This is a genomic window from Desulfosoma sp. (assembly GCA_037481875.1).
In the GTDB taxonomy this organism is placed as follows: Bacteria; Desulfobacterota; Syntrophobacteria; order Syntrophobacterales; family DSM-9756; genus Desulfosoma.
Window position 1 is genome coordinate 55,235 of sequence record JBBFKY010000003.1, and the last position, 22,740, is coordinate 77,974.

A 22,740-nucleotide genomic window follows, 5' to 3' on the forward strand; every position below is an offset into this window, starting at 1 on the left:
TCTTCACGAACCTTGTCAACCCGGTTGTTGGTCTCATCAATCCGCTGGCTAATATGGTCAATGCGCTTATTGGTTTCATCCAATCGGAAGGTTAGCTCTTCACGAACTTTATCAATCCGATTGTTGGTCTCATCAATGCGCTCACTGTTGTAGTCGATGCGGCGGCCTTGTTCGATAAGCTGTACGTAGATGTTTTCAAGCCGGCTGTTGAAATCATCAAGACGCCTTTCGACGCCGCCGATTCGTGTCCCCAGTTCCCCGATCTGGGCCTTGATCGATCCAATCTCCGGTACGACCAATTCCTGAATAATCGCCCGAATTGCCTCTTTGATTTCCAAGGTTGACCCTCCTATTTTTAAGAACCCAAAGGGTGATTCAGAACCATTCTCCCTGACAAGCAGGAACAAGATTTGTTTCAACCTTATCGAATCCTTTAGCAGGGATCAAGACAAGGACCTTCGTCCTGATAAAGCATCATTCCTTTCTTGCAGGACCTTCTTTGAGAACGTTTTTGCAAGCGGACACATGGTTCGGCCCGCACAAGGCTTTCCGATAACCTTGTTTTTCCTGCGGATTCAAGGCTCTACCCTCATCTCATCGAGAGATACAGACAACCGAGAACCAGGTGGGTTGTCTGAGGACGATTTCAAGGGCGCACACATGGGTCCGCCCCGACAGGGCCGTTCCTCGGTGAGGCGTCGCAAGGACACATGTGGCGTGCCTGTATGTTGGAAATGAATCAGCAAAGAGAGGCACGGATGTTTCTACTGTAGGAAAGAGCGCTTACAGGAACATGAGTGAAGCTTGATTTGGGCATGAAGATGAAAGGCCGATTATCGGGCGCTGCGGGAAGGCATCCGCATGGGCCTGGACCGTCTGAAAGGCTTTCCTTTGGACCCCGCCATAGTGAGGTCCAAAGGAAACATGCTCATTAAAGGCGAGCCGCAAAAAACTTGAGGGAAGGTTTGTCTTCGGAAAGACTGAGGCGTTCGGTTCCAGACCCATCTTCTCGAATAGGCCAGCACCGTCCCTTTTTCCCCAAGGTATCATAGCGCAACGGAGCCATTTCCTTGACAAGCTGGACAGCCTCATCAAAGGCCTGGGCTCGATCCGCCGGGGCAAGATCGGCGTTTAAACGGCGAAGCAACCCTTGAATGAGATCGAAGTCCGCTCGTGCTTCGCCGGGAGGCGACATTACTACGGACAGTTTTTGGATGCGCCGTTCGCAATTGACGGCGGTGCCTTCCTTTTCCATGAAGGCGGCTCCCGGTAGTACCACATGCGCGTAGTCACTCGCTCGGGTTTTGGCGCAATCCTGAACGATCAGGAGCTGCAGCTTGGCCAAGGCACTCTCCACGACCCGCTCCGGTAAGCCCAGATCAAAAGGATCTACGCCAACCAAGTATAAAGCCTTGAGATCTCCTTTCTCGATGGCTTCAAACATCTGGGGCCAGCTGAGGCCAGCCTCACCCGGGGGTTCCACACCCCACAGGTTGCTCACCACCTTGCGGGCTGAGGCCTGGTTGACACTGCGGTAACCCGGCAGATACTTGGGCCAGGCCCCAAAATCCGCCGCTCCCTGAGCGTTTCCGGAAACACCGAGTGCCGCAAAACCCCCTCCCGTAATCCCTATGGAGCCCACGAGCATCTGCAGGGCCGCTCCCATACGATACAAGGCCTCGTTGGCGGGATCCTGGGCCATGTCCGCACCGTAGATCAAAAACGCAGGTTTTCTGGAGGCGTAAAGCCGAGCGGCTTCTTGAATGTCCTGTTCCGTAAGGCCTGTGCGTTCCGCCACATCCTGCAAACCGATCTTATCCAGGCTTCGTTCCAGTTTCTCGAATTCCAGCGTGTATTTTTCGACAAAAGCGGTATCATAGAGCTTTTCAGAAACAATGACCTTTAGGAAACCACAAAGCAGACTGGATTCCGATCCCGGACGAATGGCCAGATGCCGTTCAGCGTTCTTAGTTAATCCAACACGATCCGGATGGGCCACGATCATCACAGCGCCGTCACGCACCGCCTTTCTCGCTCGAAGCGCCGCGATGGCATGCTTTTCCAATGTATTGGATCCCAAGACCAGCAAGCTCTTGGCCAATGCGATATCGTCCAGCGGATTGGTCATGGCTCCCCACCCAAGACTGCTGCTCAGCCCTTCATAAAGCGGCAGGTGCCATGGTCCGGCCAGATTGTCCACATTGTTGGTGCGCAAGGCTCCACGGGCCAGTTTCTGAAGCAGGTAATACTCCTCGTTGGTGAGCATGCCTCCCGCGAAAACTCCGACAGAGGCTCCTCCGTGCTTTTCAACAATTTCCGACAGCCTGCCCGCCGCCGCATCCAGAGCCTCGTCAACAGACTTGGGAACCTGCTCTCCGGAAGCTTCGCGCACCCACGCGTTGGTCAACCGATTGGGTGTGTTCACGAAATTGTAGTTGAAACGCCCTACCTTGCACAGGGCGCCCGTATTGGCCGGAGCCTCAAAGTCTCCGTGGACCGTAACCACCTTACCCTTGTACGTGTCATACACGGCGCCGCATCCCATGGGACACTGCAAGCAGATGGTCGCTCCCTTGTGCAATTCCCATGAACGCACTTCATGACGGCCTGCTCGAAAGCCGATGGCATCGACGGGGCAAAAATCGGCACAATGTCCGCAGAATTCGCAGCCCGCATCCTGCAATGGCAATTCAAAAGCCGTGGAGATTCGCTGTTCAAAGCCGCGACCTACCTTGGTCCAGATATCGGCCCCTTGCACATCGTGACAGGCTCGAATGCATCGACGACATAAGACGCACTTGTTCATGTCGATATGCAGGTATGGATTGGGATCCGAATCCACAGGATGCTTGTGACGTTCTCCGGGATAGGCGTCCGGTTTCACACGATGCCGATAGGCCAGATCTTGCAATTCACACGCCCCTGTCGCCTGGCAGGTCATACAGGCGTTGGGATGATCCGAAAGAAGCAGTTCTAGAATGGTTTTGCGTGATTCCTGGACTTTTTCAGAATCGGTTTCAATCACCATACCTTGCCGGGCTGGAAAGACACAGGCGGCCACCAGAGTCGACCATCCTCGCCGCACATCTTCCACGACACAGATACGGCAAGCCTCTTCCAGAGGCAGATAAGGATGATAACACAAAGTCGGGATATAGACCCCCGCCTTCTTCGCCGCATCCAGAATGGTCGCGCCTTCTTCCACCTGCACTTCTTGGCCATTGATCTTTAACGTGATCGTCGCCATATGTCCCGTCCCTCTTCCGGTGCTTTCCTTTCGTTATTCGAATCCGCGCTCCTCGCGTGCTTTCGACTCACTTCGCTTTCTTCTTCTTTGGAGCCATACGCTCACGGAAAGCCTTCTTCTTTTGAATCTCCACCAACGCTTGGCAGACTCCGGCGCGGCATTCCTTTTTTTCGATGTGTTCCAAGAACTCGTCCCTGAAATAAGTGATGGCGCTCAGCACAGGCTTGGTGCTGGCCATGGCGAATTGGCAGTGTGGAGCGTAAATCATGGTCTCACACAGAATGCCTAACTGTTCCAAATCGTCCAAGGTTCCTTGACCGCCCACGATGCGATCCAGGCTTTCTTGCATGCGCTTGATACCCAAACGGCACGGCACACATTTGCCGCACGAAAGGCCTTCCTCAAAATCGAGGAAGTATTTAGCCACTTCCACCATGCATACCGAATCGTCAATGGCGGCTAAAAGGCCGCTGAACCGGTCGTAAAGAAGATCCGTTCGGTAAGAACGATCGGGATTGATCGAAAGGTACGGAAAGAGAAGCCTTCCCTTGAGCAGCGTTTCTCGAACAACTTCCGATGCGGCCTTGGGAGGCACGCCAAGATAGAAAAACCCCTTTTGAGGAAACCCTAGAAAGGGTCCCTGCCGGCATGTTCCGGAACAGCCCGTCTTGGCTTCTCCAACCGAGATCTGCAGCCCATGCTCCGCCAGGGCTCTTTCTAAAGCTTCCTTCAACGCGCCGGCATCGCAGGAGCTTTCCCCTCGCGGAGCACACACGGTCACGCATGCTTTCTTGGATCCAGGATCGCAAAAGAGCCGCTCGCTCGCCGGGGTCTTTCGGTCCGCCTCTTGTGGCGTCGATACGGCAGGCTTCAGAACCCCTCGCACGCCGCTTCGGACCTTTTCCTGAATATCCTGTGTGAGATCTTTTAACCGTTCCAACATGGTCCTATCCTTGTTCCCTTTCAGACGACAGCGGCGCTTCAATTACGGAAGCACCGCGACGGTCGCTTCCGCAAGAGCCACAAAGCGATCGGGAAAGATACCCACATACACCATGGCGATCACCAGAGCCGCACTCATCACCCGTGTCCAGGTGTCTACGCGCACCGGCGGGTATTCTCGAACAGGCTCCAACAGATAGGCAGCCTTAATGACGATAAGGTAGTAATAAAGGGATATGGTCGCGTTGATCATGCCAATAATGACCAGAAGCAGGTACCCCTTTTCCAGGGCCGCTGCGAAAACCAAGAACTTACCGGTAAAACCGAGTGTCGGAGGAATGCCGGCCAACCCAAAGAGCGCCAACATGAGGGTCATGGCCAGCATGGGGGAACGCTTATGCAGTCCTGCCAATTCCCTGATCTGCAGGTTATGCCCATCCGGGGCGACTCGAATGATCACCATAAAGCAGGCGAAGTTCATGACGAGATACGCCAAGGCGTAATACACGGCGCTGGAATACCCGCGCTGCGTCATGCACAAAATACCAATGAGCATGTAGCCGGCATGGGCGATACTGGAATAGGCCAATAGCCGTTTGATGTCCTTTTGAACGATAGCGACCAAATTCCCAAAGGTCATGGAAAGAACCGAAAGGACAACGAGAATCTGTACCAGCAGTTCCGATTGTCCCGTGCTCATTCCCACAAACCGAATGACCATCGCAGCCGCAGCCATCTTGGACGCCGTAGCGATGTAGGTGGTCACCTGATTGGCTGCACCTTGGTACACGTCAGGTGCCCAGATATGGAACGGGAATAAGGCCTGTTTGAAGAAAAACCCACCCAGAGCCAGCACCAAGCCCACCAAGGCCGCCGGTTGATGAAAAACACTGGGCAGTTTTTGCACAATATCCACCACGTAAGTCGAATGAGTCACACCGAAAAGATAACTCATGCCAAAGATCATCAGCGCCGATGCCGTCGCTCCCACCATGAAATATTTGATCCCCGTTTCCACGTATTCATCGGCTCGATGGCGCATGGGAACCAGCAGATAGAGGGAATAGGATGAGAGTTCCAAAGCAATGTAGATGGTGAGCAACTCCACGGCGCTCACCAACATCATCATGGCCAGGGTGCAAATGGAAAGCAGGAAGTAAAATTCGCCGTGCTTTCTCGGCTCAATTCCCTGTAGTTCATTGCACACCAGAATCACGAAAAACATTCCCATCGCCAGGAACACTTTGAAGACCTGGCTAAAGAGATCCACCCTGTAGGAGTCGAAAAACAGGAACCCCTCCATGCGGGCGCATGCCACAGTCACCGCCAGCCCGATCCCCGCCAGAGGCACCGCCCAGCGGTAGAGACGCCTCGGGTCCGCTTTCTTCTCCAAAGAACAGATGAAAAACACGGACGCCATGGCAACATAATACAATTCGGGGGTAAACAGGGTCCATTTCATCATGACCAAATCATCCCTCGTCTCGCTACAGGCTGTTCACAAAAGGAATCACGGCACTTTGAATCACGTCCAGAATGAGCCTTGGGAACAGGCCGAAGAAAATCAGAATGCCCACCAAAATGATGCGCGGAGATGCCAAAAAGAGTGGCACATCGGGGATGTATTCCCACTTGGGGTTTTTGTCCCCGTAGAAGGTCTTTTGCACCACCCGAAGCATAAAGAGAGCGCTGACCACGAGTCCGGAAACCGCCAAAATACCTCGCACGGGATATGTCTTCACGGCGGAAATGAACACCAAAAGCTCCGCCCAGAAGCTGCTCATGCAGGGAACTCCGATACCGCAAAAGGCCGCCAAGATGAAAAAGGCCGAAGCCTTCGGCATGGTCTTTGACAACCCACCCAGCTCAGGGATCATCTTGGTGTGCGTCTTGTCGTAGATGTAGCCCACGGCGGAGAAGAAGAGAGCGGTCATAATGCCGTGGGAAAACATTTGAAAAACGGCCCCATTGATCCCATCGACGGTCATGGTGGCCAGTCCGAGCCCCACGATGCCCATGTGGGACACACTGGAATACCCGATCACATATTTCAGGTCGGTCTGAGCCAAGCCTACAAAGGCTCCATAAACGATGCCGATGGTGGCCAGCAGCGCCATGAGATCCGCCCAGTACACCAACCCTTCAGGACACAGGGTCATGCCCACGCGCAAAATACCGTAGGCCCCCAACTTCATGAGAACCCCGGCGTGGATCATGCTCACCGCCGTGGGAGCCGCCACATGGCCCACCGGAGACCATGTATGGAACGGCCACACACCCGCTAGAATACCGAAACCGAGATAGAGCAGGACAAAGGCGATGCGCTGCACCTGGACATCAAAGCCGAGTCTTTGAAGTTCAAAGAGGTCGAAAGTCGTGCCGCCGGCCACGGCCCATAGATAGAGGATCCCGGGAAGAATGAAAGCGCTTCCTGCAAGGAGGTACAGAGTCAGCTTCATGGCTCCGTATTCCTTGCGGGTACTGCCCCAGATGGCAATCAGCGGGTACATGGGAAAGAGCGAAACGTCGTACCAGACGAAGATGAAGAAGAGGTCCATGCTCATGAAGACGCCGTAGACCCCGGCCACCAGCAAGTAGGTGAGAGCGAAGTACTCCTTGACGCGTTTGTCCAACTCCCACATGGTCAGAACGCCGGTAAAGAGCACCACAGCCGTGAGCAAGATCATGGGCACATTGATGCCGTCCGCCGCCAAGAAATAGTAAATCCCCAGGCTCTTGACCCACAGAACCCGTTCCACGAACTGCAACCCGCTTTTTTGAGGGTCGAAGGCCACATAGAGATACAGGCTGAGCACCAGTCCTACGGCGGCAAATCCTAAACTTACCTGCTTGACCAACGTGGGGCGGTCATCGGGAATGAACAGGATGACCACAAGCGCCAGCAGCGTGGAAAAGAGGATCGCCGACAGAATCGGAAACTGCGCAAATTCCATAGCTGTCATAAGCATGCCCACTCGTGTCTATACGTTCCTATTCCTAAACATGCCCCCGTCGCCTTAGGTCGCCATGCTTACAAGGCAAACACCAAGACCAGGACACCCACGGCGGCCACCATGAGCACCAAGTTGTATTGAAGCATCCCTGACTGAAGGAAACTCACTGCACGGCCACCTCCGACCGTAAAGCGGCAAATACCGTCAATGCCCCCATCAATGACGCGACGATCGTTTCGCGTAAAGATGTTGGTGAAACCGCAGTACACCAAAAGATCCAAGGCCTTGCGGTAAAAATGGTCCATGTACCAACGATTGGCGAAAAGGTTTTCCACGGCCGGAAATCTACGCAAGAACCCCTCTTGAGTGGCCTTTTTCCAGCCGAATTCCAAGTAGGCGAAAAACACGCCACCTACAGCCAGAGTCACCGCCGTGATGAGAAGCATGTAATGACTCAGGCCGTGACCGCCGTGTTCCGCGGCTTCATGAGCATGGGAGACCGCGTCGTGACCTATGAGATAGGCCTGAAGTTCGTTTTGGAAAAAGCCCAAAACCAGTGTGATGGCGGCTAAAATCATGCACGGCCAGGCCATAGCCCAAAAAACATGCCCATGATGCCCGCCTCCATGATCGTTGGCATGCCCGTGGCCACCGCCATGCCCTTCATGGTGCGAAGCCTCTTCAAAAGTCTGTCGCGGAAAAAGGATGAAGAAAATCAGGCGAAAACTGTAATAGGCGGTCATCAAAGCCCCAAGGAGGCCGGCTGCCAAAAAGATTTTGTTGGGATAGCCTGCAAGCACGCCAAGGATGGCTTCCTTGCTGAAAAATCCTGAGAAAGGAAAAATACCCGCCAAAGCCAGAGCCCCAACGGTCATGCAGACCATGGGAATGACCAGCTTGCGGCCACCTCCACGGCCGATTTCCCGCATGTCGTTGGTGTGGTATTCATGGATAAATATACCCGAGCAGAGGAACAATAGAGCCTTAAAACCGGCGTGGGTCGTCAGGTGAAAGACACCGGCAAAATAGCCGCCGGCCGCCAGGCTCATGACCATGAACCCTAACTGGCTGACTGTGGAATAAGCCCACACCTGTTTGATATCGTAGGTGACAAATGCCATGGTGGATGCCAAAAGCGTCGTGATGGTACCGATAACCAAGGCCACTGCCATGGCATCAGGGGATGCGGCAAAGAACGGAAAAATGCGACTCATGAGATACACACCGGCGGCAACCATGGTGGCCGAATGGAGCAGCGCACTGACCGGAGTTGGGCCTTCCATGGCATCCGGCAACCAGGTCAAGAGCGGAAACTGTGCGCTTTTTCCGATGACACCGCAAAAGATCAACAGCGCTGCCAAAGTGACCACCTGAGGATGAATGTCCCCCGCCTGAGCCGCGGCGTTCATGTTCAGAATACCCAGATCCCCAAACCCCAAAAGGACCGCGATAATGCCCAGGAAAAAGCCGATGTCTCCGAGTCGGGTCATGACAAAGGCCTTTTTGCCGGCCTGCGACGCGCTCCATTTTTCGTAGTAGTACCCAATCAACAAGTAGGAGGCGAGCCCCACCAATTCCCAGAAGATGTAGAGCTGCAGCATGCCTGGAGCGATGACCATGGTCATCATGGCCCAGGCAAAGAGCGATTGAAAAGCATAGTACCGGCTGAAACCCGGATCCCCGTGCATGTAGCCGATGGAGTACACCTGCACCAGGAAGCTGATCACCGCCACAATGGTCAACATGAGAAGACTGAGGCGATCCAGAAGGAACCCAAAGGGAATGACCATATCGCTGGAAATGATCCATGCCCATTGGTAATCCACGGGCGCCGGTGCGTGACGCAAGGTGAGCAGCAGATACAGGGCGCTGCCTAAACACACCGTGATGGCGCTCACCGAAATGGCACACGAAACCTTTGGGTAGGCTCGAGTGAAAATCAGAATCACCGCCATGGACAAAAACGGTAAGGTGGCACAGGCCAAAGCCGCGGTCAGAATCGGATCATGCGGTAGCCACATCATGGACATCGTCCTTCACACGCTGAAGTTACAGATGACAAGCACACCCACACCATGACGCGTCGGCTCTCAGCCGCGCAGCCGCTGGGCCCGCTCGATATTGATGGAGCGCAGCCTGCGGAAAAGCGCCAAGATAATGCTTAAGCCGATGGCCGCTTCCGCCGCCGCGATGCCCATGACAAACAGGGCCACGATCTGCCCCACAGCCGGCTCCGGTGCCAGGAAGCGGTTAAAGGCCATAAAATTAAGGTTTGCGCCGTTGAGCATGAGTTCGATGGAAATCAACATGCCGATGAGGTTTCGGCGCATGAGCACTCCGAAGAGTCCCAGGCTGAAAAGCGCCGCCGCGACGATTAAATAGACGCTGAGCGAATTCACGAAGACAACCTCCGGCTGAATCCTGTGGTCACAATGGCGCCAATGATGGCCACCAGCAATACCAGGGAGATGATTTCAAAAACCAGGGCATAACGCGTCAACAGCAGATGGCCGATGGTGGCGACGGACCAGTCGGCTCCACGTTCCGCCGCCGGTTTCCACGCCGTTTTCCAAGCCACGGCGCTGACGGCCACAAAAAAGATGGAAGCGGCTCCGATGCCAGCTGCCAATTTGGGCATGCGTCTCTTGGGCACTTCCAGATGCAGGGGGCGTGAAAGCATAATGGCAAAAACGATGGCGATACAGATGGCCCCCACGTAGATCAGAAGCTGCATCAAAGCGAGGAAGAAACTGCCCAAATAGAGAAAAAGCGCAGCCACACCCGTTAAGCATAAAATGAGGCCCAAAACATTGTAGACAATGTTTCGAGGAAAAACCGCCAGAGCGGCCCCTCCAAAGACAAGACCCACGACCACCCAAAAGACGGCTTGGGCTAAGCTCTCAACGACGAAGCTTCCGCTCATGATCGGCTTTCCTCCATCCTCAGGACCAAGTCCACCACGCCGTCCCACCGGGAATCACTCGCAAGCTCATACTCCGTAGAAAACTTAAGGGTCTGGGTGGGGCAGCTTTCCACACATAGCCCGCACAGGCTGCAGCGCGTGTAGTCAATCACGTAATGGGTGGCGATTTTGCCGCTGCGGGCATGCGCTTTCACCCCCTGGACCTTGATCACGTGTGACGGGCATACCCTCTGGCATGTTCCACAGGCAATACAGCCGTGGGTTCCCGTTTCCGGAAAAACTTTCAATTCGATATGCCCACGGTAGGCCGGGGACATCTCCAGGTGCCTTCGAGGGTACTGCACCGTGACCACGGGCTTGAACAAGGCTCGGCCCGTGACCTTCATCCCTTCGATGAGGCTCCAGCCTCCCAGCACGATGTCTTTCCAGTATCCCATAGCCGCCCTTTTACTCCGCTTATGCCTTTAACGTCAGCCGTTCCGAGAGCCGTCGATGCCCTTAGACAAACTTGAGCACCAAGGCTGTTATCACCAAATTGAGCATGCTGAGGGGAATGAGCACTTTCCAGGAAAAGTTCATGAGCTGATCAAATCGAACGCGTGGAAAAGTCCATCGAAACCACATGAGCACAAAGAGAAGCACGTAGGTCTTCGCCAGGAACCAGACCACTCCGGGAATCTTGAAACTGAACCCAAAGGGCCCATGCCACCCACCGAAAAAGAGGCTTGTGGCTACGGCGCACACGATGAACATGTTGGTGTATTCAGCAAGGAAAAAGAGTCCGAAACGCATGCCGCTGTATTCCGTATGAAACCCGGCCACCAGCTCCGATTCCGCTTCGGGAATGTCAAAGGGTGCACGGTTGGTTTCGGCTGTGGCGCAGATAAAGTAAATAAGGGCCGCTACCGGCTGTAAGAACACGAACCATACACGTTGTTGTGCCATGACCAATTCGCTGAATCGAAAAGAATTGACCATGATCACCACACTCATGACCGACAGCAGCAATGGAATCTCATAGGCCACAGCCTGCGCCACCGAACGAATGGCTCCCAAAAGGGCATACTTATTGTTGGAAGCCCAGCCCCCGACGAGAATCGCCAGAACACTGAAGGTGGAAAAGGCAAAGATGAGCAGCAATCCCACATTCATGTCGCGAATGATGAGGTCCGGCCCAAAAGGAAGAACAAGAAAGGCCACCAGTACCGGCATGAAAACCAACACCGGCGCGATGACAAAGAGTTTTCGGTCCGCCCGCGCCGGCGTGATCAGCTCTTTGCCCACCAGCTTGATGCCGTCCACGATGGTTTGAAGCAAACCGTGTGGGCCCACTTCCATGGGACCCAACCGAACCTGAATATGACCGGCCACTTTCCGTTCCAGCCAGACGAGAAAGAGGGCATTGAGCTGGCTGAAAATCAGCACGACGACCAGACCGATAATGAGTCTCAGCCAGTAGGCACCCGAAGTTGCGGCGGCTTCCATCATGACACAACGATCTCCTTCCAGGGGTTGGTGCGGTCCGTCACTTCCTGAAGACGGGCCTCATTCACGCTCCAGGAGACTTTCAACGATCAATTTCCGGGACCACAATGTCGATACTACCCAAAATGGCGATGGCATCGGCCACAAGGGTTTCCTTTAAAACCGCGGTCAAGCAATGAAGGTTTCCAAAACTGGGCACTCGCACATGCACCCGATAGGGATAAGCGCTGCCATCGCTTACCAGATAATAAGCCGTCTGGCCACGGGCACTTTCAAAGGCAAAATACACCTCACCTCGAGGCGGTGTGACTTTCAGTCGAACACGTTCCTGACGATAGGGTCCGTCCGGAAGTTGGTCCAAAGCCTGCTCAATGATACGGCAGCTCTGTTCCATTTCTTCCAGCCGCACGCGATACCGATCCAGAGCGTCCCCTTTGGTTCCCGTAGGGATTTCAAAGTCAAACCTGTCGTAGACTTCGTAGGGTTCCACCTTGCGCATGTCAAAAGGGATCCCGGCCGCTCGAAGGTTGGGACCGGTGACACCGAAACGACGGGCGAGATCCTTGTCGATAATGCCCACATCCCGAACACGGTGAATAAAAATGACGTTTTTGCTCACCAGGTTGTGATAATCCGGCCACCGGCTTCGCAGTCTCTTAATAAAAGCCCGCGTCTGATCGATGAACACCTCATCCACGTCGCGGGCCACTCCACCGAACCGGCAGTAACTGTACGTCAAGCGAGAACCACTGACTCGGTCCAAAATGTCCAGAATGTTTTCGCGGTCGTCGAAACAATAGAGAAACGGCGTGAAGGCACCCAAGTCCATAAGAAAGGTGCCGAACCACAAAAGATGACTGGAAATGCGGTTCAGTTCGGCACAGATCACCCGAATGTACTTGGCCCGTTCCGGAGGCTCGATCCCCGCCAGCTTTTCTACGGCAAGACAAAAGCCGTGGTTGTAGAGCAGCCCCGAAAGGTAGTCCATGCGGCTGGAGTTGGGCATGAATTGAAGATAGGTGCGGTTTTCTCCCATCTTTTCATGGCCTCGATGCCCATAGCCGATGATAGGATCCGCCTCCAGAATGTATTCCCCATCCAGGGTAAGAAGCACCCGCAAGACCCCGTGCGTGCTCGGGTGCTGAGGCCCCAGGTTCAGACTGTAGAGCTGCTGCTGGACCGGTTGAGGAAACTGTTCAGCCATAAACCTCTTCCCGTTTACGGTAAGCGTGAACCTTGCCGAAATTCTTGCGAAGCGGATAAAAGTCCGCGTCTTCCGGAAGCAGAAGCCGCCTGAGGTCCGGGTGGCCGCTGAAGCGCACACCGAAAAATTCCCAGGCTTCGCGTTCCTGCCACAACGCCGAATCAAAAAGCCCCGTCACCGAAGGGACTTCACCGTCATGCGGGCACAAAAGCCTAACCGCCATGCGGGACCTCGGCTCGTAAGTGTTCATGTGGTAAACCAGCTCCAAAGTGTCCTGAAAATCCAACCCGGTCAAAGATTCCATATAAAAGCCGCATTCGTTGAAAATCTTCATGACCGGAACGAGGGATTCCTTGGCACATGACACGGTCCAGGAAATGCCCGCTCGAAAATCGGGATCCTCCTTGAGGGCCGTTTCCCCCAGAAGTTCTCGAAGGCGCCGCACCGCTTCGTCTTTTGCCGCCATGATCAACTCACCTTTTCCAATCGTCGAAAACGGCGCAACAGATTGCGCTTTTCCCCTTTGGTGATCTTGTCTTCCAAAGCCAGAATGCCCTGAATAAGCCCTTCGGGTCTGGGCGGGCACCCCGGAACGTGAATGTCTACCGGCACAATGAGGTCCGCTCCGGGCACAATGGCGTACTGACCGTCGTATTCAAAGGGACCTCCGGAAATGGCACAGTTCCCCATGGCAATACACCATTTGGGATTCGGCATCTGATCCCAAAGCATCTGGATGGCCGGCGCCATCTTCTTGGAAATCGTCCCCGCCACGATCATCACATCCGATTGACGCGGCGACGGCCGGAACACACCCGCACCGAATCGGTCCAAGTCAAACCGAGACGCCCCCGCCGCCATCATTTCAATGGCACAGCATGCCAACCCGAAGGTCATGGGCCAAAGAGAATTGGCCCGCGCCAGATTAAGAAGGTCGTCCAGCAGGGCGAACTGGATTACCGGCTCTCCTCTTTGGTTTTCCACTCAAACACTCCTTTTCGCCACGCGTAGACAATCGCCAGAGACAAAATGCCCAAAAAGATCACCACTTCGACGAAATCCCGAAAAGCATACTGGCCGTAGGCCAAAGTCACCGGAAAGAGGTAGAGAACATCCACGTCAAAAGCCAAGAAAATGAGTGCGTAGATGTAATAGGCTGCTGTGAACTGAATCCAGGCACTTCCAATGGTTTCCATACCGCTTTCATAGGTCTCGTCACGGCGAGGTCCCTTGCTGCGCGGCACGATGAGGTGGGAGATGATGATCGGAATAACCGCGAACACCACCCCGACCAGTAGATAAAAGGCGATGGCCAGAAAATCTCCAAGCAGGGCTTTCGGTACCATAAACACCCCTCTTATTCGATGTAGATCGCCTTGAACTTGCAGGTTTCAATGCAGATTCCGCACCGAACGCACAGTTCCTCATCAATCACGTGGCATTCCTTATTGACGCCAATAATGGCGTTTTCCGGACACCGACGTCGGCAAGCTCCACATCCGGTGCATTTGTCCATATCGATGATATATTGAATCAAAGGCTTGCAGATCTTGGCCGAACATTTTTTGTCATAAACGTGGGCTTCGTATTCGTCGCGAAAATATCTCAGCGTGCTGAGCACCGGATTGGGAGCGCTTTTGCCAAGGCCGCACAAGGCTGTTTCTTCAATAGCATGGCAGAGTTCTTCCAGTTTGGTCAGGTGTTCCGGAGTCCCACGCCCCTCGCACATATCCACGACGAGCTCATGCATGCGCTTCACACCCACACGGCACGGAATGCACTTGCCGCACGATTCCTCCACAAGGAAGTTCAAAAAGTATCGGGCCACATCGACCATACACGTGGCTTCATCCATGACGATCATGCCGCCGGAGCCCATCATGGAACCGGCTTCCTTGAGCCTTTCGAAATCGACGGGAAGATCGATGAGTCGCTCCGGCACACAGCCTCCCGAGGGCCCCCCCGTCTGAACGGCTTTGAACTTTCGACCCCCTGGAATGCCCCCCCCGATGTCTTCGATAATGGTACGCAGCGGCGTCCCCATGGCCACTTCCACAAGGCCCGTGTTGTTGATCTTTCCCACCAAAGAAAAAATCTTCGTTCCTTTGCTGCGCTCTGTGCCGATGGAAGCGTACCAGGCCCCACCATTGTTGATGATAAGAGGTACATTGGCCCACGTTTCCACGTTGTTGAGGTTGCTCGGGCGATTCCACAGACCCTTTTCGACGGTGTGAATGTGTTTGCCTCGAGGCTCCCCGATCTTTCCTTCCAAGGAAGCCATGAGCGCCGTCGATTCACCGCAGATGAAGGCTCCGGCCCCTCGGTTCACGTGAATGTCCAGGCTGAAATCGGTCCCCAAAATATTTTCGCCTAAAAGGCCGTATTCCTTGGCCTGTTGAATGGCCCAAATGGCATTCTCCACGGCCATGGGATATTCAAACCGAACGTAGATGTAGCCTTCCCTGGCTCCGATGGCGTAACCCCCAATGATCATACCTTCCAGCACCTGGTGGGGATTGCCTTCGAGAAGGGAACGGTCCATGTAAGCGCCAGGGTCGCCTTCGTCGGCGTTGCACATCACGTACTTAATGTCTCCATGAGCTCGACGACATGATTCCCATTTCACTCCCGTAGGAAAGCCTCCGCCACCTCGACCGCGCAAACCGGAAATTTTCACCTCCTCGATGACCTGTTCCGGGGTCATGGAAGAGAGCGCCTTGGCCAAGGCGGAATAGCCGCCCCGAGAGATGTAGTCCTCAATGTCCCGTGTGAAATTGCTTCCGGTATCCTTGAAGACGATTCGTTGCTGCTTGGCAAAAAAAGGAATTTCGTATTCGTGAACGATACGGTTTCCCGTCGTGGGATCCACGTACAGAAGGTCTTCGATGACCTCGCCGCCAAGAACACTGCGTTCGACGATCTCCAAAACCCGATCGGCCTTGACCTTCTGGTAAAAAACCTCTTCAGGTTCAATGACCACAATGGGTCCCGCGGCACAAAAGCCGTTGCACCCGGTGGGAACCACCATGTATTCGCGCGTCAGTCCCTTCTCTGAGAGAACCTTCTCAAAGGCGTCCACCAGTTTCTGGCTTCCTTGAGAATGACACCCCGTGCCATTGCACACGCGAATCCGCTTACGAATGTGCTTGCGCTTTTCCAGGATCTGCTGCCGCAACGCGTCCAGATCTTGAATGCTTGTGAGCCGCTTCATGGTTTGTCACCTACGCGCTCTTGGCTTTGATCTCTTTAATCAGGGACGCCATCTTGTTCGGGGTTATCTCACTGTGGGTTTCACCATTGACCACCACCACAGGAGCCGAAGCACACGCCCCCACGCAATTGACCGTTTCCAAAGTCAAGGCCAAATCCTCCGTGGTCTGTCCCGGCTCCAAACCCAAATCCTGCCGGACACGGTCAATAAGCTTCGGAGCCCCTTTCACATGACACGCCGTTCCCGTACATACCTGTACCATGGTGCGGCCACGCGGCGTTAAGCTGAAGACCTTAAAAAAGTTGGCTACGCTATAAATCTGGTTGATGGGCATGCGCAACCGCTCAGAAATCCTCAGCAGGCTTTCCTTGGGCAGATAGTTGAACTTGTGGTTCACATCCAACATGATCTGCAAGAGGGATTCCGGCTTGGCGCCCCACTGATCAATGACCGCATCCACGTCCTGAAGCAACTGTTCCATACGAGGAAGCCTCCACACATCCTGTCGCCGGGGCCGATCCATGCGGGAACAAAAGACAACACCCCCTAAGGGTACGTGATTTTTTGCACAACGTGTCCCTGTAGGTCAAGGAAAAAATTGTGCATGCACAGGAGCGGCCCCCGTTCATAAAACTTTCTGTGCTTTGTCTCCTACGGCCCACAGTCTTACCGAAGCCGACACCTTTAGACCTTGCAAGGAAAAGCATGTCCGAGAACGGGTTTTTCCCTGAAACCACGCCCCTTACGCCCACTAGACGGGCGCCCCGGAGGTCTTGGGTTTTAGAAAAACCGTGATCCGCTCTCATTGCTCAACAACCTTCTAAGGGTTCGGGTTGAATCCATCGCCATCGGCTCGAGCCGCATTGAGCGTCAGAGAAAACACGGAACCTTTCCCCTTTTCGCTGGTAACCGCGAGGGTGCCTCCATGGGCCCGCACCACCTTCTGTGCGATGGTCAAGCCGAGACCTGTCCCCTGTTGCGCTCGAATCTCCCGATCCTTTCCTCGATAAAACTGGTGAAAAATAAAAGGGATTTCCTTAGCATCGATGCCGAGTCCCGTATCTTCCACGGTCACCAACACACACGATCCTTGAGGTTTCGCCTCTATGACCACGCGGCCGCCTTCGCGGTTGTACTTGATGGCGTTGGCCACCAGGTTGCTGAGAGCTTCGCGCAAAGAGTCGGCATCCGCATGGACCAGGGGAAGATCCTTGGAGAGATTCACCTCCAGAGTGACCTTCTTTTCTTTGGCCGCCCATTCCAAACCCTTGAGGGCTGAATCCACGCAAGCGGCCAAGGAGGTGGGTTGCAGCCTTTTGACGATTTCCCCTTCGCTCAAGCGGCTCATGTCGAGCCAATCATTGATGAGCTGCATCAAGGATTCCAGGCGTTCCTTGGCCCGGCTGAGCATTTCCCGTTGAGCTTCACTCAGGTCACCTCCAATGCCACCTAAAAGCACTTCGAAGTACTGCAGTATGGCCGCCAGCGGAGAACGCAATTGATGTGTGACCATGGTGACGAAATTGCGTTCCATGGCCTCTTTTTCTTCACGCAGGGCTCGAGATTCCAGGTCCAGACGACGTTTTTCCAGACCTCGGCGCACCACGATGAGAAGCTCTTCCGGCGTGAAGGGTTTGGGAAGGTAATCGTACGCTCCTTCTTTGACAGCCGCGACGGCGCTTTCGATGGTGGCGTAACCGGTAATCAGCACCGTTACGATGCTCGGGTCAAATTCTCGAATGCGACGCACCACCTCGACCCCGTCCATTTCCGGCATCTTCAGATCCACAAGCACAAGGTCGCAGGGATCGCATAAAAGTTTTTCCAGCCCTTCCCGGCCGCTGGAGGCCAGGCTCACCTGCATGCCTTCTCGAGCCAACACGCGTCGGCATGAGACACGGGCGATTTCCTCATCATCGATGACCAGAATCTTTGGAGCATCCACGAAAGAGCGCCTTTGTCGATGGTCTTTCACGGGCCGGAAAGACCATCGTGAACATGATCCGGTCAACACGTTGCATTGAAGGCTCGGTAAGCCCCCAAGAGCACCGCCGAAAGGCAAAGACGTCTGTAGCCGTTGCCTCGCGGGGCACTCATAGTCCATCGAAACCCGTCTTCGCAAGTGCTAAGAAGACCGGCGCCGGGCCAACAGTTCAGCAATACGGTCCAGGAGCTCTTTGGGCTTAAAAGGCTTGTCCAGGTAGTCGTCGGGTTCGGACAGGGATCCCATGTCCTCCGCGTCGTCAAAAGCGAAACGCGACCCCGTGTCCGCCCGAACACTGGACACCATCAAAATGGGAATGTGCTTGAAGGCCGACAGCTGAGGATCCGAGCGCAGGCTGCTCACCAGGCTGAAACCTTCAAAGATGCTTTCCATCATGATGTCCAGAATGATCAGATCAGGCTTTTCCTCTTGAACCTTTCGAAGACCTTCCTTGCCGTCCGAAGCCCAGATGACGTCATAGCCGTCGGCAAGCAAGATCATCTTGGTCGATTTAGCGAAATCCGCATCGTCATCCACAATGAGAATCTTTGCCTTAGTCGCCATGAGCTCTTCCTCCAGCCTTTCAGGCCTTTCACCTCGGGAAGGGTGGCACACGCACATGTGAAATGATTCGTGAACTTACCGGATCGCCCCTTGTCTGTCAATGGAATATGGGCTAGTTTGTCCTGGTCTTTACCCTTGGGTTTTTTGAAGCCCACCTCAGAAGAGGTAAAAGAAGTCTTCTTCCAAATCGAAGCGCAGTCTTTTGAGCATCAGGGCCACGTCCTTGGTTTTGCCGTCCCGGGTCATGAAGTAATCTTCGAGAGTGGCCTTCACTTCAAAACCCAACTGGCGAAAGGCTCGCAGGGCCAGTTGGTTTTCTATGAGCACCTTGGCTTTGAGAAAGTAGAGCCCTTGACGCGTGCCGATTTCAATGAGTTCTTTGATAAGCGATGACCCCAATCCCAATTGGCGATGGTCCGCACCCACCACCACGTAGATTTCGGCCACGTGCCTGTAGGCTCCGGCCATGCGGTTCAAGGACGCCAAACCGATAAGGCGGGTCTGGGGTGCGTTCCAAGCTGCCAGCGGGAGGACACGAGCGAGATCGATTTGGCGAATCCACGTTCCCACGGTGCGAGGATCCGGCACCTGATCTCGAAACCCTTCGACTTCATGGTCGGGGATGTCATGGAAAAAAGTGCGCACCGCTTCCTCGTCGTCTCGAACCAGCATCTTGAAAAGGACAGGCTCCCCGTTGTTCAGAAGGCTTTCTTTGGGCTTGGGGGCTTCAAAGCGCATCATCCTCTTTATCCTCCGACCGCTTGGGGAAATGTTCCACGGTGCTTTTGTTCACAAAGGTATGTTGCTATTCCATCTCCCTTTACTGGAAATCGCTGTGGCGCACAAGATCCAAGGATCGCCAAACAGACAGGCTTCTTTCTGCACGGACAGGGAATGGTTGATGGGGGTGGACACGCAGGTCCCCCCTCACAAAGGATGCGGGTTCCGGTGGCATGGCTATGCCATGGGAAACAGCCTTAGTCAATTTCGAGGACGGAGGAGTTCATGGACATCGGATTAATCGGTGGAGGCAACATGGGGGAAGCTTTGGTGCGGGGATTGATTCAGGCCGGCATTGTTTCTTCAAATCACCTTCACGTTTATGACGTGCTTGAAAAGCGCATGGAGCATCTAGCTCGATCCTACGGCATTCACCAAAAGCCGTCGCTTTCCGAATGCGTACGTGCCGTGGACACGGTCATCCTGGCGGTCAAACCCCAAAATGTACCCGAAGTTCTTGAGGAATTGGGCCGTTGCGCGCAGCATCGTCCCTTGATCGTAAGTATCGTCGCAGGCATGCCTCTCGCCACGCTGGAAGCCGCTTTACCCCCTGGAACCCCTGTGATCCGCGTCATGCCCAACACGCCGGCCTTGGTCCTTTCGGGAGCCAGTGCTTTGGCCCGAGGCAGGTATGCCGAAAACAACCATATGGAATGGGCTCTCAAGATCTTTCGAGCCGTAGGTATTGCCCATGAAGTGCCGGAAAAACTTCTCGATGCCGTTACAGGCCTTACGGGAAGCGGCCCGGCCTATGTTTTATGTTTCCTGGAAGCCTTGATCGACGGGGGAGTCCTCATGGGGCTGCCCCGTCCCATCGCTTCGGACCTTGTGATTCAAACCGTGCTCGGCACAGCCATCATGGCTCAACAGAGCGGAAAACATCCGGCCGCTCTGAAAGACATGGTCACCTCGCCTGGAGGCACCACCATTCATGGGCTGGAAATTCTAGAATCACGAGGGTTTCGAGGAGCGGTCATGGGGGCGGTGCGGGCCGCCACGGAGCGGTCCACGGCCCTGGGAGCCGTCTATGGCACCCCAAAATCGAACACCTGGACAAAAGCTTAGGAGCTTGTCCGAGACCTTGGAATGAGTCGTTCCAGCCCAAAAAGCAGGGGCGAGACGGCGCCTCGCCCCGACTTAAAAGGCATTCGACGCCATCGTCGCTGGGCGTTCGTGGACTTCCTCGAGGAAGGCTGTCGAACAATAAGGGCAGGCCATGGTTTTCCTTGGACCGATGGAAAGGGAAAGGCTTAGGAGGCGACATGGAAAGTTTTCTCAATCCGAAATCGGTGGTGCTGGTGGGAGTCACGCGCCAGACGGGGGTAGGCGCTTACAACAATCTGGAAATGATGCTGAGATACGGCTACAAAGGAACCATCTATGTGGTCCATCCTTCGGCTTCCGAAATCCTTGGTCATCGCTGTTACGCGACGACAGCGCAGCTCCCTGATGTGCCGGAACTGGCTGTAGTGTCCGTAGGGCGAGACCGCGTCTTGCCGGTCGTTGAAGACTGCCTTCTTAAGGGAATCAAAAACCTTGTGATCATCAGTCAGGGTTTCGCCGATGCGGACCTGAAGGGTCGCAATCTTCAAGAAGAATTGGTCCGCATGTGTCACCACGCCGGGGCTCGAGTGCTCGGCCCCAATACTATGGGCATCCTGAATGCCTTTGACGGTTTTAGCACGGCTTTTATCGACATTCCACGAGACCCCGATCCGCCTCCCCTGACCTTGGTGGCCCAATCGGGTGTTCTTCAGGTCGGAATCGAATCCTTTACCGGAAGGCTCGGAAAAGCCATCGACATCGGCAACGGTTGCGACATTCATTTCGTGGACGCTCTGAAGTACTGCGCTCAAGACCCGCAGACTCAAATCATTGTCCTGCACATGGAAGGGATACGCTACGGAAGAGAGTTTCTGGAGATCGCCGCCTCCATCAGCCCTCAGAAGCCCATCATCGTTCTGAAAACGGGCCGAAGTGGCGCAGGTGCCCATGCGGCCTTGTCTCACACGGGGTCTCTTGTTGGAGAAGATGCGGTCTTTGAAGCCGCCTTTCATAAGGCAGGGCTCTTACGAGTGCGCTCTATGGTGGAGTTACGGGCGGTGGTCAAGGCTTTCCTGCATTTCCGACCGATGATCGGGCCGAATCTTGCGGTGCTCACCGCCACGGGAGCCTGCGGCATCATGACTGCGGACGCCTGTGAAGATTTCGGGCTTCAGTTAGCTCCTTTTCCCGAGGAGGCTCGAGAGAGCCTTGAAAACCCCAAAATCGCTTGGCACCACTTGAACAATCCCGTTGATTTGTGGCCTCTCGGCATGGTCGGCGGCTCTTTCACGGATGTGCTGGAAAAGGCGGCCAAAGCCCTAGTGGCGCAAGACGACACACACGGCATTCTGGCCATTTTTCCGTGTATGGCTTCGTCCTTGCACGCCAATTTGAGGTTCGAAAAAGCCCTGCGGCGTGTCCAAGAAAACAACACACATCAGAAACCCTTGGCCTGCTGGGTTTACGGCGATGGAGCTTTCGAGGAATCCCGCATTCTGGACCGGATTCCGGGTGTCGCGTGCTTTTCCAGTATTGACGAAGCTGTCATGGGCTTAGCGGCAACCTATCGATTTCACCAATGGAGCCAAAAAATGAGACCCGCCGAAACCAGGCCCAGGTCCGTCGCAGCGACGGCATCGGAACGTGTTTCAAGTCCCCCATCAAAGACGTCGAAGTTGGAGAGACTCGAAAACACCACAGAACGGGGGAAAGCCTCTTTACCTCACGGTGTGTTGCTGGGGAACGAAACCCTGGACTGGCTTCGTCTTCATGGTATCCCTACTGCACCATCCAAGGTGACACTGAATGTGGAAGAAGCTGTTTCCTGGGCCGAAGAGGTGGGGTTTCCTGTGGTGCTTAAAGTGGTCTCGCCGGAATGGGTCCACAAATCCGATCAAGGAGGTGTCATCACGGGGCTTTCCGGTGCCGAGGCCGTCCGTAGGGCTTTTGACGATCTGGTTCGACGTTTTCACACAGTGTCCCCGAAAGGAAAACTAGAAGGCCTTCAAGTGCAAAGACAGCTGAGCGGTTGGGAACTGCTTCTCGGTGTCAAAAGGGATCCACAGTTCGGCCCTGTTGTTGCCGTTGGTATGGGAGGCATCTATGCGGAAGTGCTTCAGGATGTTCGTCAGGCCATAGCCCCGTTGTCCGTGGACGAGGCACGGTCCATGATTGAGTCGTTACGTCTGTTTCCCCTTCTTCGGGGGGTTCGAGGACAACCGTCCGCGGACCTGGACACTCTCGTGGAAGTTCTCAAACGCCTTTCCCAATTGGCTTGGGATCATGGGGAGATTCGTGAGCTGGACATTAATCCCTTGTTTGTCAACAGCGACGGCTGCTGCGCTGTGGATTGTCGTATCGTGGCGGACGAAACCATCGGTCCATCGGGCTATGGACCTTGA

General features: G+C 54.6%; 21 protein-coding genes. 2 read left to right on the forward strand and 19 right to left on the reverse strand.

Annotated elements, in window-relative coordinates; genetic code table 11:
- The 19 genes from WHS46_05260 to WHS46_05350 all read right to left on the reverse strand — a co-directional run.
- Positions 1–338 (reverse strand): hypothetical protein (locus tag WHS46_05260; protein ID MEJ5348076.1); only part of this gene is annotated, 338 nt, incomplete at its 3' end.
- A gap of 593 nt (positions 339–931) precedes the next feature.
- Positions 932–3,247: a molybdopterin-dependent oxidoreductase gene (locus tag WHS46_05265; GenBank protein MEJ5348077.1), complete on the reverse strand. Its 2,316-nt coding sequence runs from the start codon at positions 3,245–3,247 to the stop codon at positions 932–934.
- A 67-nt stretch (positions 3,248–3,314) separates the two neighbouring features.
- Entirely contained in the window at positions 3,315–4,190 is an 876-nt protein-coding gene (locus WHS46_05270) for an NADH-ubiquinone oxidoreductase-F iron-sulfur binding region domain-containing protein (protein MEJ5348078.1), read from the reverse strand.
- A gap of 42 nt (positions 4,191–4,232) precedes the next feature.
- Positions 4,233–5,654 (reverse strand): NADH-quinone oxidoreductase subunit N, encoded by a 1,422-nt coding sequence (locus tag WHS46_05275; GenBank protein MEJ5348079.1) that lies wholly within the window; start codon positions 5,652–5,654, stop codon positions 4,233–4,235.
- A gap of 22 nt (positions 5,655–5,676) precedes the next feature.
- Complete coding sequence (locus tag WHS46_05280; protein MEJ5348080.1) at positions 5,677–7,158, reverse strand: NADH-quinone oxidoreductase subunit M; 1,482 nt, start codon at positions 7,156–7,158, stop codon at positions 5,677–5,679.
- A 62-nt stretch (positions 7,159–7,220) separates the two neighbouring features.
- A complete protein-coding gene (locus tag WHS46_05285; GenBank protein ID MEJ5348081.1) occupies positions 7,221–9,167 on the reverse strand; it encodes an NADH-quinone oxidoreductase subunit L in 1,947 nt (648 codons plus the stop codon).
- A gap of 66 nt (positions 9,168–9,233) precedes the next feature.
- Complete coding sequence (gene nuoK, locus WHS46_05290) at positions 9,234–9,542, reverse strand: NADH-quinone oxidoreductase subunit NuoK (GenBank protein ID MEJ5348082.1); 309 nt, start codon at positions 9,540–9,542, stop codon at positions 9,234–9,236.
- Positions 9,539–10,066, reverse strand: coding sequence for an NADH-quinone oxidoreductase subunit J (locus tag WHS46_05295; GenBank protein ID MEJ5348083.1), 528 nt, complete (start codon positions 10,064–10,066; stop codon positions 9,539–9,541). The genes nuoK and WHS46_05295 overlap by 4 nt, the downstream gene beginning before the upstream one ends.
- On the reverse strand, positions 10,063–10,503 hold the full coding sequence (locus WHS46_05300; GenBank protein MEJ5348084.1) for an NADH-quinone oxidoreductase subunit I: 441 nt from the start codon (positions 10,501–10,503) through the stop codon (positions 10,063–10,065). The genes WHS46_05295 and WHS46_05300 overlap by 4 nt, the downstream gene beginning before the upstream one ends.
- A gap of 61 nt (positions 10,504–10,564) precedes the next feature.
- The gene (gene nuoH / locus WHS46_05305; protein MEJ5348085.1) at positions 10,565–11,554 is read right to left on the reverse strand and encodes an NADH-quinone oxidoreductase subunit NuoH; all 990 of its coding nucleotides are present in this window, start codon (positions 11,552–11,554) and stop codon (positions 10,565–10,567) included.
- 79 nt (positions 11,555–11,633) lie between these two features.
- A complete protein-coding gene (locus WHS46_05310; GenBank protein ID MEJ5348086.1) occupies positions 11,634–12,755 on the reverse strand; it encodes an NADH-quinone oxidoreductase subunit D in 1,122 nt (373 codons plus the stop codon).
- Positions 12,748–13,221, reverse strand: a complete 474-nt coding sequence (locus WHS46_05315; protein ID MEJ5348087.1) for an NADH-quinone oxidoreductase subunit C — start codon at positions 13,219–13,221, stop codon at positions 12,748–12,750. Before WHS46_05315 ends, WHS46_05310 begins: the two co-directional genes overlap by 8 nt.
- A gap of 2 nt (positions 13,222–13,223) precedes the next feature.
- Positions 13,224–13,739, reverse strand: a complete 516-nt coding sequence (gene nuoB / locus WHS46_05320; protein MEJ5348088.1) for an NADH-quinone oxidoreductase subunit NuoB — start codon at positions 13,737–13,739, stop codon at positions 13,224–13,226.
- The gene (locus WHS46_05325) at positions 13,712–14,101 is read right to left on the reverse strand and encodes an NADH-quinone oxidoreductase subunit A (protein ID MEJ5348089.1); all 390 of its coding nucleotides are present in this window, start codon (positions 14,099–14,101) and stop codon (positions 13,712–13,714) included. The genes nuoB and WHS46_05325 overlap by 28 nt, the downstream gene beginning before the upstream one ends.
- Positions 14,102–14,112: 11 nt before the next feature.
- On the reverse strand, positions 14,113–15,966 hold the full coding sequence (locus WHS46_05330; protein MEJ5348090.1) for an NADH-quinone oxidoreductase subunit NuoF: 1,854 nt from the start codon (positions 15,964–15,966) through the stop codon (positions 14,113–14,115).
- Between the two features lie 10 nt (positions 15,967–15,976).
- On the reverse strand, positions 15,977–16,447 hold the full coding sequence (locus WHS46_05335; GenBank protein ID MEJ5348091.1) for an NAD(P)H-dependent oxidoreductase subunit E: 471 nt from the start codon (positions 16,445–16,447) through the stop codon (positions 15,977–15,979).
- Positions 16,448–16,786: 339 nt separating this feature from the next.
- Positions 16,787–17,911: a hybrid sensor histidine kinase/response regulator gene (locus WHS46_05340; GenBank protein ID MEJ5348092.1), complete on the reverse strand. Its 1,125-nt coding sequence runs from the start codon at positions 17,909–17,911 to the stop codon at positions 16,787–16,789.
- 180 nt (positions 17,912–18,091) lie between these two features.
- Positions 18,092–18,514, reverse strand: a complete 423-nt coding sequence (locus tag WHS46_05345) for a response regulator transcription factor (protein ID MEJ5348093.1) — start codon at positions 18,512–18,514, stop codon at positions 18,092–18,094.
- 156 nt (positions 18,515–18,670) lie between these two features.
- Positions 18,671–19,255, reverse strand: a complete 585-nt coding sequence (locus tag WHS46_05350; protein ID MEJ5348094.1) for a GNAT family N-acetyltransferase — start codon at positions 19,253–19,255, stop codon at positions 18,671–18,673.
- 264 nt (positions 19,256–19,519) lie between these two features.
- Here WHS46_05350 and proC point away from each other — a divergent pair, with 264 nt between their 5' ends.
- Complete coding sequence (gene proC / locus WHS46_05355; GenBank protein MEJ5348095.1) at positions 19,520–20,359, forward strand: pyrroline-5-carboxylate reductase; 840 nt, start codon at positions 19,520–19,522, stop codon at positions 20,357–20,359.
- Between the two features lie 197 nt (positions 20,360–20,556).
- Positions 20,557–22,740: an acetate--CoA ligase family protein gene (locus WHS46_05360; protein MEJ5348096.1), complete on the forward strand. Its 2,184-nt coding sequence runs from the start codon at positions 20,557–20,559 to the stop codon at positions 22,738–22,740.